This window comes from Rhodococcus sp. PvR044, assembly GCF_040548995.1.
Classification (GTDB): domain Bacteria; phylum Actinomycetota; class Actinomycetes; order Mycobacteriales; family Mycobacteriaceae; genus Rhodococcus_G; species Rhodococcus_G oryzae.
On record NZ_JBEPSX010000002.1, the window covers coordinates 430,269 to 445,335 of the forward strand.

The window sequence follows — 15,067 nt, forward strand, 5'->3', positions numbered from 1 at the left end:
CGCCCGATCGGACGAGGCGCAGCAACCGCCCAGTCGAGTGAGCTGTAGGCACCACCGCAACAGCCGCGAAGGGAGACCGCCCGTGACCACCTATGCAGTGCAGAACCTCACACTTCTGACGAACTGACTGTGAAGTAGTTGAACGCGGCGCTATCTTTCCCGACGGGGGAACACGCACCGCGCCGATACTGCGGGTGCATTTAACTGGGGGGATACGAAACCATGGCCACACCGCTTCACGCTGCCGTATCCGGCTGTGCATTCCGCGTGACGACCGCCATCGGTTCACCCCTCATTGAGATCTGACCGCGCGCGGTCAGTCACACCCCACACCGACCTCACCTTCGGCCTGTAACCGCAGGCCCTCAACAGCCCTGCGCCCAATCGGGTGCAACTAACCCATCAGGAGAAGATCCATGAACAAGCATGCCGCCACGATCGCAGGCACCGTCGCCGCGGCCGGCCTGATTGTTGCCGGCGCCGGCACCGCCAGCGCGGCGCAGACCACTGCCCCCGGGGAGGGCACCTACCTCGTCGGCGCTGAGCTTGCGCCCGGGCAGTACGCCGCATCCGGCCAGGTCGACGACTACATGGGTTGCTACTGGAAGCGCCTGTCCGGCACCACCGGCGACCTCGAAGACATCATCGCCTCCGACTACACCCACTCCGAGAAGGTCATCGTCACCGTCCTGCCCTCGGACTACGCCTTCGAGTCCGAAGACTGCGGTACCTGGACCCGCATCGGCGATGTCCCGGTTGCCCCGGCACCCGACCTGACCGGCGCCGCAGTCGGATCCGCCGTCGTCGGGTCCGCGGTTGTCGGCAGCGCCGTTCTGCCCCTCGCCCTCCCGCTCGTGATGGCCGGATCCACCGGCCTCTGACAGCCCACCCCTGTTCAGGCGCGGTAACGAAGCCGTCCCGTCCCCCGACACGACGGGCAGGGGGGCTTCGTCATCGCTCCGCTGCATGGTGAACCGATCACCGTCGGCGGATCCATCTCAGCTTGAGCTCGCATCACGCATACGCGACGCGATCGCAGGCGAACACCGCCGGCAACACAAGGCGACATTCCCAAGGAGGAATCGACGTGACCGATCCGAATCAGCCCAACCCCGGGCAGTACCCGAATCAGCCCTACCCGCAGCAGCCGTTCCCGCCGCAGCAGCCGCCGAAGAAGAAGCGCAAGATCTGGCCGTGGATCGTCATCGGTATCCCGGTGCTGCTCTTCGGTGGCTGCACCGTGGCCATGGTCTCCGCCGTCGGCGGCGACGAGAAGGCCACCGTCAGCTCAGGATCCGGATCCGACGGTGTCGCAGAGCAGCAGCCGCCAGTGGTTGCGCCCGAGCAGGGTGCCCCGGCGCCCGCCCCGGTTTCGGAGTTGCCGCCGCTCAAGCCCGCCGAGTCGTCAGGCAAGGGCAAGACGGTGGTGTACGAGGTCATCTCAGACAGTGGCTCTCTCAACAACGTGACCTACTTCGATGAGAACAGCGCCATCCAGCAGGAATCCTCTCCTGCCGCTCCGTGGTCGAAGACGGTGAAGAACTCGTCGACGTTCGTGATCGCGGGAGTGACCGCCCAGACCGAAGGAACCTCGGTGACGTGCCGAGTGTCCGTCGACGGAAAGGTGAAGGACGAGCAGACCGCGACCGGGCAGTACGCGGTCGCGAGTTGCACAGCTGGATTGTGATGCGCGGTCCGGGCACCGCCATCAGGCGGTTCACGGACATGTTCTGCCCGACCGCCGGCTCAGTCGCCTAGGTCGGCGCGCTCCAGAACCAGCGATGGCCGCTTTACCCCCCCCGCGCTGGCAGCAGCGCGGGGGGCTGTCACATCAGTCGTTGATGCCACCGAGGTCCCTCGAGACTCGGCACCTCCACCTCTCCACCTCTCCATCTGTCCGGCTCAACCGATCCCCGACGAATAGGACGATCATGACCACCACTACGACTGCGTCGCAGTCCGTCTCGCCGATCAAGCGTCGCAACCCGTGGGGCGTCTGGCTCGGCCTCCCGCTGATCACTCTCGGTATCTATCTCTTCGTCTGGTACTACAAGATTCACCGCGAGATGGCCGACCAGTCCCGCGATCCGAACGCCCCCGTTGCTGGGCCCGTTCTCGTGCTGATCTTCCTGGGGTGGCTGGGAATTCCGTTCCTGATCAGCTTCTACCGCACCGGCGCGCGTATCCGAGAGGCCCAGATTCGTGCTGGCAGCGAGGGCACCTGCAGCCCCGTCATCGGTCTCCTGCTGTGTTTCGTGTTCGGCCTCAGCAGCTTCTACTACCAGCATGAGCTGAACAAGATCGCCTGACCTGATCCGCCCGTCCGCAATCGACCCTCAACAGGACAGGACCCGAGCATGAAGCTCCGCACACTCGCTCCGATCGCGATCGCCAGCGCAACTGCAATCGCCAGCACTCTCGGCGTCGGGACCGCCAACGCCGCCGGTTCCTACCGGCCTGGAGACGACATCGTCTCGGTGGTCGGTTGGGGTGGCGCGGCCAGTTGCATGGGCTTCTCCTGGTGGGAGGACAACGGCGCCCGCGCGACCGGCACTGTGTGCGGCGGCGTCGCCCGACACCACTTCGTCGCTCGACCGGGCCACTGGGTCGGACTCGAACCCCGGGCGGCGTCGGATACTGCGATCTCCTGCACGGTCTACAACGCGTCCAACGGTCAAGTTCTGTACCAGAACTCGCACTACTGGGACACGATGAGCGGGTCGGTCGACGGCATCCTCGATACGCCCAGCAACTTTTGCATGGTGCAGCTGCGCTGACCCCGCATCGTTCTCGGCCGGGAGGGGTCAGGTGCGGCCGACTGCTCCATGAAAGCTGACTCCAGTCCCTCGGCCGGGCCGACCAAATCCCGCAGGTGAAATGAGGACGAGATGACCCAGCCTCCGCAGTGGCAGCCGCCATCCACACCGCCGCAGTGGCAACCTGACCCCCCGCCGCAGCCGCCGAAACCCCGGGCCGGCCTGTGGATTGCGCTGCGAATCGTCGGCACCGCGATCGGGGCCCTCTTTCTGCTCCTCGCGGTCAGCTTCTTCATCACCGATCCACTGTTCATTCCCGCGGCACTGATGATCGCAATCGCGTGGCCGTTGCTGTACTTCTCCCTCGTCGCCCCGATCCTCAAGCGACGCGCCCGGGCAACGGCGGCCGCCGGGACTCCGCCCAACAAGCGAGCCGGCACCGTGCTTCGGAATCTGGCGATCGGGGTCGCCGCACCCTTCGCCTTCCTGGTGCTCGCTTGTGTGCTCGACGTCGCCGTTCATTACGACGAGCTCGAGGCCTACGGGGCGGAAACCGGGACGTCCGAGCAGGCGACACCCGCCTCCCCGCCGCCCGCCGAGTCCATGTCCTCCGCGGCATCGACTCCGCCCGCCGGGTCCACCACCGCCGCCCCGGCCCCGCTGACGTTCTCCGAGTCGATGGTGCGGGCGCATGGCGTCTCGAAGGAGCACAAGGGCGGTCAGTCGAACGTGCGCTACGTCGCGGGAACCGACGACGCGGAACAGGTCAAAGCCCTCCAAAAGCAGTGCGTGCAGCATTACCTCGAGAAGACCAAGGCCGCCTACTGCTATGGGTACGCCAATGACGCCGACTACGCGCTGACCACCATCGAATGGGATGCCGAATTCGATGAGAGCAGCTACGGGGGCGGACGACCCTGCTGGATCGTCTACGGCGGGCAGCCCCTCAACGGCCCTCCAGGCACAGAAACAGGCAAGGACGCCTACGAGTACACGCGGATCGGATGCCCCGGAGCTGTGCGCTTCCCCGGCCAGCCGGGCCCTGCACCTGCACCTGCAGCCGCGCCGCCCGGACCGCCCGCACCGGCAGTCCCGGCACACAACCCCTGCGCCTTGCTCGATCCCGCGGCGCTGACCGCCGGCGGCTTCGAGGAGCGCACCGCAGCGGCCCCCGGCGCACCGGATGAGTTCGCATCCGGCGACATTCGAGCCACCTACGCGTGCGGCAACGCCGACAGCGGGGTGGTCATTGAGGTCGATCTCCTGACCAGCCCGGAGGCCGCACGCGCGCAGGCCGACGACGCGACCAGCGCCGAACAGACCTTCCTGACCGCCAGCGGCACCCGAGTCCCCTTCGACGCCGCCCGCGGCGGCGCCAAGATCATCAACACCGAGCTCGGCATCTCCCGCATCAGCTGGTCGAACGGCCCCTACTCTGTCCAGCTCGACGTCATGACTGATCCGGTGATCGCGGGCCTGACAGCGAAACACCCCTTCGTCCGCATCGACGCGATGATCGAGGCAACGGTTCAGCACGCCGACCAGCTGCTGGCCGGTGGCAACTGGTAGGTACGGGCCGGGCGACGAAGGCATCGGTCATCAGCGGGAGGGTCGGACAACCCTGCGCATCACCTCGAATGCCCAGTCAGGCCGCCTGATCCACAACGAGTACAAGTACGAGCATGGGAGGATTCGCGAATGAACCGGACGTGGGGTGGGCACGTGGGACGGGTCACCGTGGCCATTGCGGCGATCGCGGCCACGACGGCGGGGTGCGGCGGCAGCGACGACCAGCAAACAGCGCCTGAGACTTCGGCGGCATCAGCAGCACCGAGCACGGTATCGAAGGCGCCCGAGCCGCTCGGGTCGGAGCTGACCTTCACCGGCGATGAGGGAGGCGTTACGGCCAGGGTCAGCGTGCTCAACTTCAACCCTGCCGCCGCCCCCGGGGCTCCGGCTCCGTCCGGCGGCGGACATTGGGTCAGCGCCGAGGTCCAAACCTGTGTGGACGCTTCCCCATCACCGATGTCCGTCAGCTGGTCGGAGTGGTCGGTCCTCGATGCCACCAACGGTCGTTACCCAGTATCGGGTCTGACGTACAACCAGTTCCCGCGACCCGAGTACCCGGTGGGCTCGGAGGTCGTCAATGTCGGGGAATGCGTGCGCGGTTGGGTGGTCTTCCCCGTGGCTGACGGCGCTGCGATCGACCGGGTGCGCTACACCCCGAACCAGTCCGTGAACGCGACCTGGTCCACGGTAGGCGCCACGCCCGTGCCACCGCCCCCGCCAGTTGAGGCGGCGCCGGAACCGGAACCGGTCGTCATCGAGACAACCGAGGAAGCTCAGCCAGCTCAGTCACCTGGCGGTGTGGTGACCGTCGGTCAACCGTGCTCGTCGCCCAGCGACATCGGCACCGACGTCAACACCGGTGCCAACATCGTCTGCGTCTACATGGGCGCCGGCGGCGGAACGAAATGGGTCAACAGCGCCCCGATCTCCGGGATCAACAACGTCGGAGATGCCTGCGACACTGCCACCGACCGGGTTTCCCAAACGCCCGCGGGCAAGGCGATCATGTGTGCTGGCGACCAGTGGGTGTACGGCCCCTAGGCCCCGACAATCGGCGCGACAGAATCCCGTTGATCGGCCTGGTGGCATAGCGCGGGTACAGGCCAGCCGGAGATAATCCGGCCACTACCCTGATCGCGCGTGTGTGGTTTCAGATGACAAGGACTGTGAGTTCGATGGCGAAGAAGTTCAATCCCGCTCCTGGCTGGCCAGCTGCACCTGAGGGCTGGCTCCCGTTTGCAGGCTGGGAGCCGGACGCAGCGTGGCCTCCGGCGCCAGCGGGCTGGCAGATTGTGATTGATGACGGCACGCCGGAGCCGACCGCCGGCAGCTCTGTCGCCGGAATGCTGAAAAGAGCAGCTCAAGGGATAGCGGCTCACGCGAGCGCGGAATCGGATGCGCTGGCGCAGGGCCCGGATGTCGTGTGGTCCGCGAAGGGGCAGCCGCTGACAGGCGTCGGAGGTGGCCGCTACCGCATGACGGCCAGCACCCTCTTCTTCGAGACCGGCACCCTCACTACGAACGCACAGCAGGTGCCTACCAACCAGCTGTTCGACATCGACATGCGTCAGACCCTGACGCAGAAGGCTCGCGGAATCGGTGATGTGGTCGTGCACATCCATCGGCAGTCCGGCGTCGAACAAGCGATCCTTCGTGACGTTCCCAACCCTCGTGAAGCGGTGGCGATCATCAACCGTGTCGCGTATGACGCACGAATGGCAGCGCACACCCTCGCGAACACCCACCACTACACGTCAGGGCTTGCCCCCCACGTGGCGACGCCGCCGCCCGCGCACGCATCCCAGCACGCGCCCATCGTTCCCGAAGTGACCGCCAAGCAGCTTGACCCGATGGAGCAACTGGTCAAGCTCGGCGAACTACGCGACGCCGGTGTCCTCACTGAGGACGAGTTCGCAGCGAAGAAGGCCGAGATTCTCGCGCGCATGTGAGGTCGTGCACCCTGCTTTCCCTCGAGGATCCCCGGACAGCGGCTACGACTGCTGCGCTCCCACGCTGGCTGGTCCCGGTGTAACCCGCAGCCCGAGTGGGCGCGGCGCGGGGGACAGACCGAACAGCTCAAGCGTGGCTTGATCTTCCGCGGGCAGCTCACCCTGGCGCCAAGCGGTGAGGGTCGCGATCAACTGCAGGCCGCAGCTCCTACGAGCCTGCCTGCACTGGTGCTGTGGCTGATGCGATGTGATGCCTCTGGGACGGAGAAAGCGCACTCCCCGACGTCGACACGGGAGTCTGACGAGACGTACACCAGAGGAGTGCCCATGCCGCGCGGACGCATCGAACCCGAAGCTGATTTCTTCGCCGGTCATCCAACGGCTGACGGGTGGAGTGACGACCAATTCGGGTTGGAGCGGTGAGGACTGGGACGGAACAGCGGCGAGTTCGGCGACAGTATGTGCGCCGGGCACGGGTGACACCGTGACCGGCCTGGACGTGATCCTTGGATTTCAACGATGCGTAATACATGCAGCGCAGCGGCGGCGCCGCGGCCGCGTTCCTGGTGCCGAGCTAGACCACCCCGGTGACCGAGGGGACTCCAGGGGATATCGACCGGCTGGACCCTGCGCTAAAGCACAACATCGTCGTCACGAGTACGGCGGCTGAGAACGTGTACAACGTGAGACACGGTGGTGTCGCAGGCCGGACGGTTCCTTATGGCGAAAAATCTGATCTGCGACTCGGCGTGCCCCACCCCGTGATCTGAGGGCCCGGCTCCTGGCCGGTCTTCGTCCCTTCCGTCGGCCAACAGGTCCCGGACTTCCTACTGCACGCACGGATGCAGGGGTGTGGTTCAGCGGGTCGAGCCTTCTGGAGCGGTGGTGCCGTACGTGGTACTCGGAGTAGGGACGGAGGTCGCGCCGGTCTCGTCGTATCTGTCGAGCCTGGCGTCGCTCACCTGTCATCTCGTCAACTGACAGTGGATTGGAAGTTCGCAGGAGATAACACCGCAAGGTGCGATGATCCGTCGACAGCACCTTCATTGCAGACAGGACAAGCATGGCACCGCAACTATCGCCCCGCCTCAAGGACAAGACCGCCGAGAAGTGGATGGCGGGTCTGATCAAGCACCTCTTTCCAGGTGAAACGGTGTGGGCGCTAGCGCGGACGAACCAGATCAAGCCGACCCTGGAAGGCCTCGCGATCACGAACGCTCGCGTCCTCGCGTTCGTCGCATCCGACCTCACCACGAAAGGCCCAAAGGTGGGCGTCGACGCCGACAATCTCGGCCGGTACGAGTTCGTCAAGAAGTTCACCGGAGCCCAGCTGGTCGTCACCACAAACACCCAGCAATCGCTCTCGCTTGGCGTGGTCGACAAGACCGAGATCGACTTCGTCCGTCACTACATCGACCATTTGACAGCTTCCGGGTTCCCGGCCGACGTCCGCGAAGCTGTCCAGGCACACGAAGCCGACGTCGCCGCCCAGAAGGCTGCAGCCGCCGACGCCGACGCTGCCCAGAAGGCCGCCGCCGCCGCGGCCGAGCAGGCTCGCCGCGGCCGCCGGGGCGAGGTCGATACTGTCGGCGGCAATCTGAAAGAGAAGGGCTGGCAGACCATCGCCGACCATTCGGCACCTGAAGAGCTGCCGTGGTTCATCCTCAACGGCGAGTCGGCCGGATTCCTGGCCGCGTTCGAGGATCGCCTGATCATTGCCAAGGTCGGCGGCATGGCCGGGTTCATGTCGGGATCACTGGGCGGCGGCCGAGTGACAACCTTTCCCTACACGGACATCACCAACATCGAGTTCAACAGCGGAATGTTGACCGGAGTCTTGGAAGTTCTGACACCGAGCTACCAAGGAACCGGGAACCACGATTACTGGCGCTCGTCAAATAAGGCCCGCAACAAGGCGTCTGACGATCCGTGGACCTTGTCCAACTGCCTCCCCTTGGCCAAGGCGGTCCACAAGACAGCATTGCCACGCATCAATGAGATGCAGCGCAAGATCGCCGACGCGAAGCGACCGCAGATCGTTGTGCAGCACGCACCGCAGGTGGCTCCCGCCGCTGCCGCGGCCGCACCGTCAGGCGGGCTGGCCGAGGAGCTGCAGCAGCTGGCGGACCTGCACGGCCAGGGCATGCTCGACACCGAGGAGTTCGCCGCCGCCAAGCGCGCCGCGATCGCTAAGCACACCAACCACTGACGCTGCCTGACACCTGCCCGTATAGATGTACTGCCCAGGCAGGTTGGTTGAGAAATTGTGACGACACGCTGTGACTAGTGAACAGGGAAGGTCTCCTGTCATGAAGTGGAGCTGCTGGGACAACCATTGACTGACGGGAGGCCTTCGTGGTCCGCGCTAACGCAACCCTGACCCCAAAAGGCAGGCTGCTGCTTGCCCAGCGCATCTTCGACAACGGCTGGCCGATCATCCGAGCCGCGGAACACTTCAACGTCTCGTGGCCCACCGCCCACCGCCCATCGCCCACCGCCCACCGCCAAACGGTGGGCGGTCCGCTACGTAGCGATGGGCGACGCCGGAACGGTCCTTACTGACCTGACGCACGTTGCTCGTGGTGCGCGGACCCGGAGGCAGCCCTGAACGATCACTGACACGATCGGTCCTATTGGCCTGCACGACGACAAGATCCGGACGATCCAGGACACCCGTGCACTACTGGTCGACGATGGCCGGCTCTACGCTGTCGAGACTGCACTGCGGGCGGTGCCGGCGAGTGCGGCGCCAGTGTCCGCCGCGGCTACCTGTGGATGCTGATCGGGGACCAGCACACCGTCAACCCGACCGGATGGTGCTGCGCTGGCTCGCCCGCCACGGTGCTACGGTCACCGTCGACACGCCCCCCCTGCTGACGGATATCGCACAACAGTTCAGCGGGGAGATGGGCCGGCCGGTCACCCCGTGGGAGGTCGACCACGCCGTCTGGCGCGGCACGCTCCGGACGCTGACCTAGAGTGCCAGCACTGCCCGATGCCGAACCCCCGTTGGGTGGAGGAGCGGTAACGGGCACGCTCGTACGTGGCCCTTGGTGGTGATGATGGCGTGCCGGAGTCGCCGAGGATCAGTGTAAAGGGACATCATCGCCCGGAATTTCGTGGACAAATGTCGTGGAAGATCTTGAAATCCCCATGTCGCCCAGACAAGTTGATCCGGAACCTACAGCCCCGGAGGCAACACCGCAGCGAGACCGGCTCCGATCAGGGGCAGGCAATGTATTCCGGGGGGAATATGTATTTCGGGGGAATGGTCCCGCGCTCTGCGCCGGACCAGGTCATCTGTCGAGTCCCGCGCCGTTCGGCGCAGACCCGTCGTGCTCTCGACCGACACGGTTCTTCTCCACTTCGCTGACCCAGCAACCACGCCATCCATCCGCGGCTGTGCCGCGCGGCCCACTGCGGCCTCGGATCGCGTCGGCACCGTCACGACCTCACGTGGTGGTGCCACCACCACGAAACATCGAAGGAGAACCCATGAACCACCACAGAGGCGCCCGTCATCGCGCGCGCACCGAGCGCGCGACGGTGGTGGGTGTGATCCCGCTGGCGATCGCGATCACCTGTGCGGGACCGGCTTTCGCCCAGCCCGGCGTGATGGTGCCAGACGCCGAGCAGCCCGGCGTGGTGGCGGAATCCGCCCCCGAGCCCGCGCCCGAGGTCGAGCCCGTCGAGGAGCCGAAGACCTACTGGATCGCTCCTCCGGTCGAGTACGCCGAGTTGCCGACCCGGCCGGTGCCCACCTACGACTACACCGAGTATTCCGAGCCCGTCGAACCGGTTCAGTTCCAGGAACTGCACCTGCCCGTCGCGGTCGAGGTGGTGGCCCCCATCGAGGCGCCCAAGGAGCGACTGCGTGTCGGTGACTTCGTCTCCGACCAGCCGAACTGGCTCTCCGACGAGTACCTGAACCGGACGAACAACACCTCCGCGGTGATCGAGGCGCAGGTCAACACATTCTGGAAGTCGATCGGTGTGGACGCCGAGCGCAGTGACCGCATCGCCGCGGCCACCGTCGGTGGGGCGGCGGCCGGCGCCGTCACCGGCGCGATGACCGCCGGTGTCCCGTTCGCTGTCGGTGGCGCACTCATCGGCGGCACCATCGGCGGGAACATCGGCGTGGGCATCGGCAACGCCTTCATTCCGGGATTGGGCTGGGTCGCAGCAGCCCCCATCGGAACCGCCGCCGGAGCCGCCATCGGCGCTGCCGCGGCCGGAATCCCGGCGGCAGCGGTGGGCGCGGTCGTGGGTGGCGTGGCGGGTGGTGCAGCGGGTACCGCCTTCGGCGCCGGCGACAGCCTCGGCACCCCGACCGAGTTCGTCCTCCCGAACGTCACCGAGCCCGACGCCGCGGCCCTCACGCTGCAGGCAGGCGAGGAGTACGCCCGGCTCGCCATGGAGCAGCCCGCCGCGGCCACCGCCGTCGTCGATGCGGTCGTTGCGGCCCCGCAGCTCGCGGAGCAGGTCACCGACCAGGCGATCGCGGCCCGCGAGGCCACCCTCGCCCAGCCGGGCGGCGAGCAGGTCATCGCCGGACTCGACGCCGCCGCGGTGGAGCTGAATCACGCGTTCGGCCCCGTCGCGGGCATGGTCGGCGAGGCGTTGGCCGCGGGCCGGGACGGCCTGGCCGTCTAGGGTCGCCAGCGCACCGGCAACAGGAGGTCCGACATCGTGGGCACACGACAACCGCCGCCGGGCGGCAGATTCGGCGAATCGTCGTCCGATCAGCGTCGCCCGCCCCCGTGGGTCCCGATCGCCGGCCCGAAACCGGACACCTCCGACCCCGGCGCACCCGGTGCCTGGTTCGACAAACCGCAGGACGGTGCGCCGCCGGTCATCGACACCGGATGGGTGCCGCCGCAGTCCCAGCCGGGGTGGCTGCGACGGCACCGGTTCGACGTGGCGCTGGCCGCCGCCGTCGCGGTGGTCGTCGCGGGCGGGGCGGCGACCGCGCTGCTGCTGGCCGACCGGGGATCGTCGGACGGCACGGTCTCGCCCGCCACCTCGCCCGCCGCGGCCCAGTCCGACGAGGCCGACGAGGCGACGTGGTGCGACGGATTCGCCGACGGCGAGGTGGTCTCGGCCGACTCGTCGGACCGCGGCGCTGCGGCGATCGCGGGATTCGAGGACGCTTACTACGTGGCCCGCGACGGGGTCCGGGCCCGCAGCTATGTCGCGCCCAACGCGCTCGTCGCCTCCGCGGAGCAGATCGGGCAGGGAATCTCCCAGATCCCTTTCGGCACAACGCATTGCCTGCTCGTGAAACGGATCGGCGAGGGTCGGTACGCGGTCGACGTGTTCGACCGGCGTCCCGACAACAGTGCGAATCACTACCGCCACACCTTCACCACCGCGGCGGATCCGGGGTCGCCGACCGGGGTCGCCATCACGTCCATCACGCTTCGAGAGGGGAGGTGACCCGGCATGAGCCGCGGCTACACGGATTCGACTCGCACCTGGGCGATCCACACCTACAAGCAGACCCGCGACCAGTACCGGTCGCGGCTGGAATGTTGCGCCGCCATCGCCGCGGACGTCGGCGCGCACACGAACACCGTGGTGCGCTGGGTCAATGACGAGCTGGGCCGTCCGCGAGTCGTGTCGGAGGAGGATCTCCCGCAGCGGGTCCGGGACCTCGAGAGTGAGGTCCGCAGGCTCAGGCAGGCGAATCGCGAACTGAGCGAGCGCATTTCGCTGGGTGTCTGATCCACATCCGCTCACTGCCGGGTGCGGCGCCGCTGCCGGGCGTTCGCCATGCCGACCGCGGCGCGCAGGATGTGCGGGGCGCGGCGGGCCGTTTGCAACACGGCCCGGTCGATCATGTTGAGGCTCAGTTGTTTTCGGGGTTCGGCGGACGGCTCGCTCTCGCCCTCGGTGGTGGCCAGTGCATACAGCCGCCATCGGCCGGGGACACCCTTGAGCTCGTGGTCACCACGGTCCACGAAGGAGAGCCCGGACCCGACCACCAGGTCCCGGACGGTCCGCGAGACCAGCACCTCGCCCGGCCCTGCGGCGGCTCCGATCCGGGCTCCGACGTGCACGGTCATCCCGGTCACGTCCGCCCCGATTCCCTCGATCTCGCCGGTGTGTACGCCCGCGCGCACCGTCAGCCCCAGCTCCTCGGCCTGGCGGCACACGATCCGGGCACATCGGACCGCGGCGGCCGGGCCGTCGAACACGCTGAGCGTGCCGTCGCCCGCGACGTTCACGAGCCGGCCGCCTGCCAGCTCCACCTCGTTGCGGACCTGCCGCTCGTGCGTGGCCCGGAGGTCGCGGTAGGGGCCGTCGCCGATCCGGGCCAGCATCTCGGTGGACCCGGCGATGTCCGTGAACAGGACCGAGGCGAGGTGGCGGTCGGCATCGACCGGCCGATGGACCCCGGTCGCGACCTCCTCGATGTGGTCGATGATCGGTATCCAGGCCTCGCCGAGTGACGAACCGGGTGCCGCGGCCGCCAACGTGTGCAGCGTGGCGTGCGGGATCGAGTCGGTGACGTAGCGGGAGACCGCCTCGGGCATCGAACTCGCCTCCGCATGGAGCACCCGCGTCGTGCACTGGACGGAGGGCAGGGCGTCGGAGCAGTCGATCCGCAGCAGCCACTCGAGGTGCGCGCGGGCGGTCGCGGGCGGCGCGGAGCAGCGCTCGAGGAGCGCAAGCAGCCTGCGATTGAACGGTGAGTCCTGGCTGGGGTCCCACATGGACATGATCTGGCCGGAGCCCCAGTTGTCGTAGACGGCCCGCCAGCCCTCGACGTAGCGGGCCAGGGCATCGGGGTCCCAGCCGTGCGGGATGTCCGGGCCGTCGCGGAGCATGCCCTCGATGAACGGTTGCTGCAGCACCAGGCCGGTCACCCGCTCGGGCGCACGGGCGGCCACCAGCACGAGGGGCCCGCAGGTGCTGCCGATACCGACCAGGGCGGCCCGTTGCATGCCGACCGCGTCCATCACCGCGAGCACGTCGTCGGCCTGCTGCTCGAGGGTGGGGACGTGGTCGACCGGGTCGGACAGTCCGAGGCCGTGGCGCTGGAAATAGACGGTGCGCGAGAAGGTCGCCGTCCGCTCGAATAGGTAGTGGATGTGCGGGTCGGTCCACATCAGGTCCGGGTGCAGGCCGATCTCGAGGAACAGCGCCACGTCGGCCCCGCGCTCACCCACGACCTGATAAGCCAGCGCGTGACCGTCGCGCTCGACGTACCTGGTACCCGGGGGGTCCATGAATCCAGGCTAGTCGCGTCAGTCGGGCCGACGGGACAGTCGGCGCTGCCGTGCGTTGGCCATCCCGGCCGCGGCCCGCAGGACGTTCGGGGCGCGGCGGGCCATTCTGAGCACCGCCCGATCGAGCAAGGTGAGACCCAGGGTCTTTCGCGACGCCGTCGAGGGCTCGCACTCGGCCGGGGCGTCGGTGGCGGCGAGCGCGAACAGCCGCCATCGGCCGGGGACGCCCTTGAGTTCGCGCGTTCCGTGGTCGACGAACGAGAGGCCGGAGCCGACCACCTGGTCCCGCACCGCCCGCGAGACCAGCACCTCGCCCGGCCCGGCAGCGGCCCCGATACGGGCGCCGATGTGCACGGTGATGCCGGTCAGTTCCGTTCCGATCCCCTCGATCTCTCCGGTGTGCACGCCCGCGCGCACCCCCAGCCCCAGGTCCTCGGCTTGGCGGCAGACGAGGCGCGCGCACCGGACCGCCGCGGCGGGGCCGTCGAACACGCTGAGCGTGCCGTCGCCCGCGACGTTTACGAGCCGGCCGCCTGCCAGCTCGACCTCGTTGCGGATCTGCCGCTCGTGCGTGGCGCGCAGGTCCCGGTAGGGGGCGTCGCCGATCCGGGCAAGCGTCTCGGTGGACCCTGCGATGTCGGTGAACATCACCGAGGCGAGATAGCGCTCGGCGTCCACGGTCCGATGGACCCCGGTCGCGACCTCCTCGATGTGATCGAGCACCTCTATCCAGGCCTGGCCCATCGAGGTGCCGGGCGGAAGCGGAGGCAGCACGTGCAGCGTGCCGTGCGGAATCGCCCCCGCGATGTGCTGCGAGGCCGCCAACGGGACCGCGCTCCGGGCGGAGTGGAGTACGCGCGTCTCGCATTGGATGGAGGCGAGCACATCGAAATAGTCGATCCGGAACAACCATTCGAGGTGCGCGCGGGCGGTGGCGGGGGTCGCCGAGCAGCGTTCGAGCAGCGCCATCAGTCGCCGATTGAACGGCGAGTCCTGCGTCGGGTCCCACATCGCGATGACCCCGCCGGAGCCCCAGTTGTCGTAGACCGTCCGCCACCCGTCGACGAAGCGGTCCCGTGCCTCGACGGTCCAACCCCGGGGCAGCTCCGCGCCCTCGCGGAGCGCGCCCTCGACGAACGGCTGCTGGAACACCAACCCGGTCACCCGCTCCGGGGTGCGGGCCGCGATCAACGCGAGGGCGCCGCAGGTGCTGCCGATGCCCACGAGGGTGGCGCGTTCCATGCCGACCGCATCCATCACCGCGAGCACGTCGTCGGCCTGCTGCTCGAGGGTGGGGACGTGGTCGACCGGGTCGGACAGGCCGAAGCCGCGGCGCTGGAAATACACCATCCGGCTGAAGGTCGCGGCGCGCTCGAAGACGTAGTGGATGTGCGGGTCGGTCCACATCAGGTCCGGGTGCAGGCCGATCTCGAGGAACAGGACCACATCGGCGCCGCCCTCGCCCACGACCTGGTAGGCAAGCGCGTGACCGTCGCGCTCGACGTACCTGGTACCCGGTGGGTCCATGGGTCCAGGTTAGTCGCCGGATCAACCCTGTCGG

The 15,067-nt window shown here is 67.8% G+C and carries 14 protein-coding genes; 12 read left to right on the forward strand and 2 right to left on the reverse strand.

The genetic code is table 11. The annotated features are described in order from the left end of the window. The first annotated feature begins 416 nt into the window (after window positions 1–416). From ABIC28_RS08120 to ABIC28_RS08180, 12 genes are all read left to right on the forward strand, one after another. Window positions 417–881 (forward strand): Rv1352/Rv1906c domain-containing protein, encoded by a 465-nt coding sequence (locus ABIC28_RS08120; protein WP_354578328.1) that lies wholly within the window; start codon window positions 417–419, stop codon window positions 879–881. A gap of 206 nt (window positions 882–1,087) precedes the next feature. Next, window positions 1,088–1,687: an MmpS family transport accessory protein gene (locus ABIC28_RS08125; RefSeq protein ID WP_354578330.1), complete on the forward strand. Its 600-nt coding sequence runs from the start codon at window positions 1,088–1,090 to the stop codon at window positions 1,685–1,687. A gap of 244 nt (window positions 1,688–1,931) precedes the next feature. Beyond that, window positions 1,932–2,309, forward strand: a complete 378-nt coding sequence (locus tag ABIC28_RS08130; RefSeq protein WP_354578332.1) for a DUF4234 domain-containing protein — start codon at window positions 1,932–1,934, stop codon at window positions 2,307–2,309. Window positions 2,310–2,357: 48 nt separating this feature from the next. Continuing rightward, window positions 2,358–2,777, forward strand: a complete 420-nt coding sequence (locus ABIC28_RS08135; RefSeq protein ID WP_354578334.1) for a hypothetical protein — start codon at window positions 2,358–2,360, stop codon at window positions 2,775–2,777. 111 nt (window positions 2,778–2,888) lie between these two features. Beyond that, complete coding sequence (locus tag ABIC28_RS08140; protein ID WP_354578336.1) at window positions 2,889–4,325, forward strand: hypothetical protein; 1,437 nt, start codon at window positions 2,889–2,891, stop codon at window positions 4,323–4,325. 129 nt (window positions 4,326–4,454) lie between these two features. Beyond that, window positions 4,455–5,366, forward strand: coding sequence for a hypothetical protein (locus ABIC28_RS08145; protein ID WP_354578338.1), 912 nt, complete (start codon window positions 4,455–4,457; stop codon window positions 5,364–5,366). Window positions 5,367–5,500: 134 nt separating this feature from the next. Continuing rightward, the gene (locus tag ABIC28_RS08150; protein WP_354578340.1) at window positions 5,501–6,274 is read left to right on the forward strand and encodes an SHOCT domain-containing protein; all 774 of its coding nucleotides are present in this window, start codon (window positions 5,501–5,503) and stop codon (window positions 6,272–6,274) included. A 1,063-nt stretch (window positions 6,275–7,337) separates the two neighbouring features. Beyond that, window positions 7,338–8,483 carry an SHOCT domain-containing protein gene (locus ABIC28_RS08155; protein WP_354578342.1) on the forward strand — a complete coding sequence of 382 codons (1,146 nt, stop codon included), beginning with the start codon at window positions 7,338–7,340 and terminating at the stop codon, window positions 8,481–8,483. Between the two features lie 604 nt (window positions 8,484–9,087). Then, window positions 9,088–9,252: a hypothetical protein gene (locus ABIC28_RS08165; protein ID WP_354578346.1), complete on the forward strand. Its 165-nt coding sequence runs from the start codon at window positions 9,088–9,090 to the stop codon at window positions 9,250–9,252. A 517-nt stretch (window positions 9,253–9,769) separates the two neighbouring features. After that, the gene (locus ABIC28_RS08170; RefSeq protein WP_209927962.1) at window positions 9,770–10,927 is read left to right on the forward strand and encodes an insoluble domain protein; all 1,158 of its coding nucleotides are present in this window, start codon (window positions 9,770–9,772) and stop codon (window positions 10,925–10,927) included. 36 nt (window positions 10,928–10,963) lie between these two features. Continuing rightward, a complete protein-coding gene (locus ABIC28_RS08175; RefSeq protein ID WP_209927960.1) occupies window positions 10,964–11,710 on the forward strand; it encodes a DUF8176 domain-containing protein in 747 nt (248 codons plus the stop codon). Window positions 11,711–11,716: 6 nt separating this feature from the next. Next, a complete protein-coding gene (locus ABIC28_RS08180) occupies window positions 11,717–11,998 on the forward strand; it encodes a transposase (protein WP_097210702.1) in 282 nt (93 codons plus the stop codon). A gap of 11 nt (window positions 11,999–12,009) precedes the next feature. Here ABIC28_RS08180 and ABIC28_RS08185 read toward each other — a convergent pair whose 3' ends face one another. Together ABIC28_RS08185 and ABIC28_RS08190 are read right to left on the reverse strand one after the other, a co-directional pair. After that, on the reverse strand, window positions 12,010–13,506 hold the full coding sequence (locus ABIC28_RS08185; protein ID WP_209927959.1) for an adenylate/guanylate cyclase domain-containing protein: 1,497 nt from the start codon (window positions 13,504–13,506) through the stop codon (window positions 12,010–12,012). An 18-nt stretch (window positions 13,507–13,524) separates the two neighbouring features. After that, entirely contained in the window at window positions 13,525–15,033 is a 1,509-nt protein-coding gene (locus ABIC28_RS08190) for an adenylate/guanylate cyclase domain-containing protein (protein WP_097210700.1), read from the reverse strand. Between the last annotated feature and the right edge of the window lie 34 nt (window positions 15,034–15,067).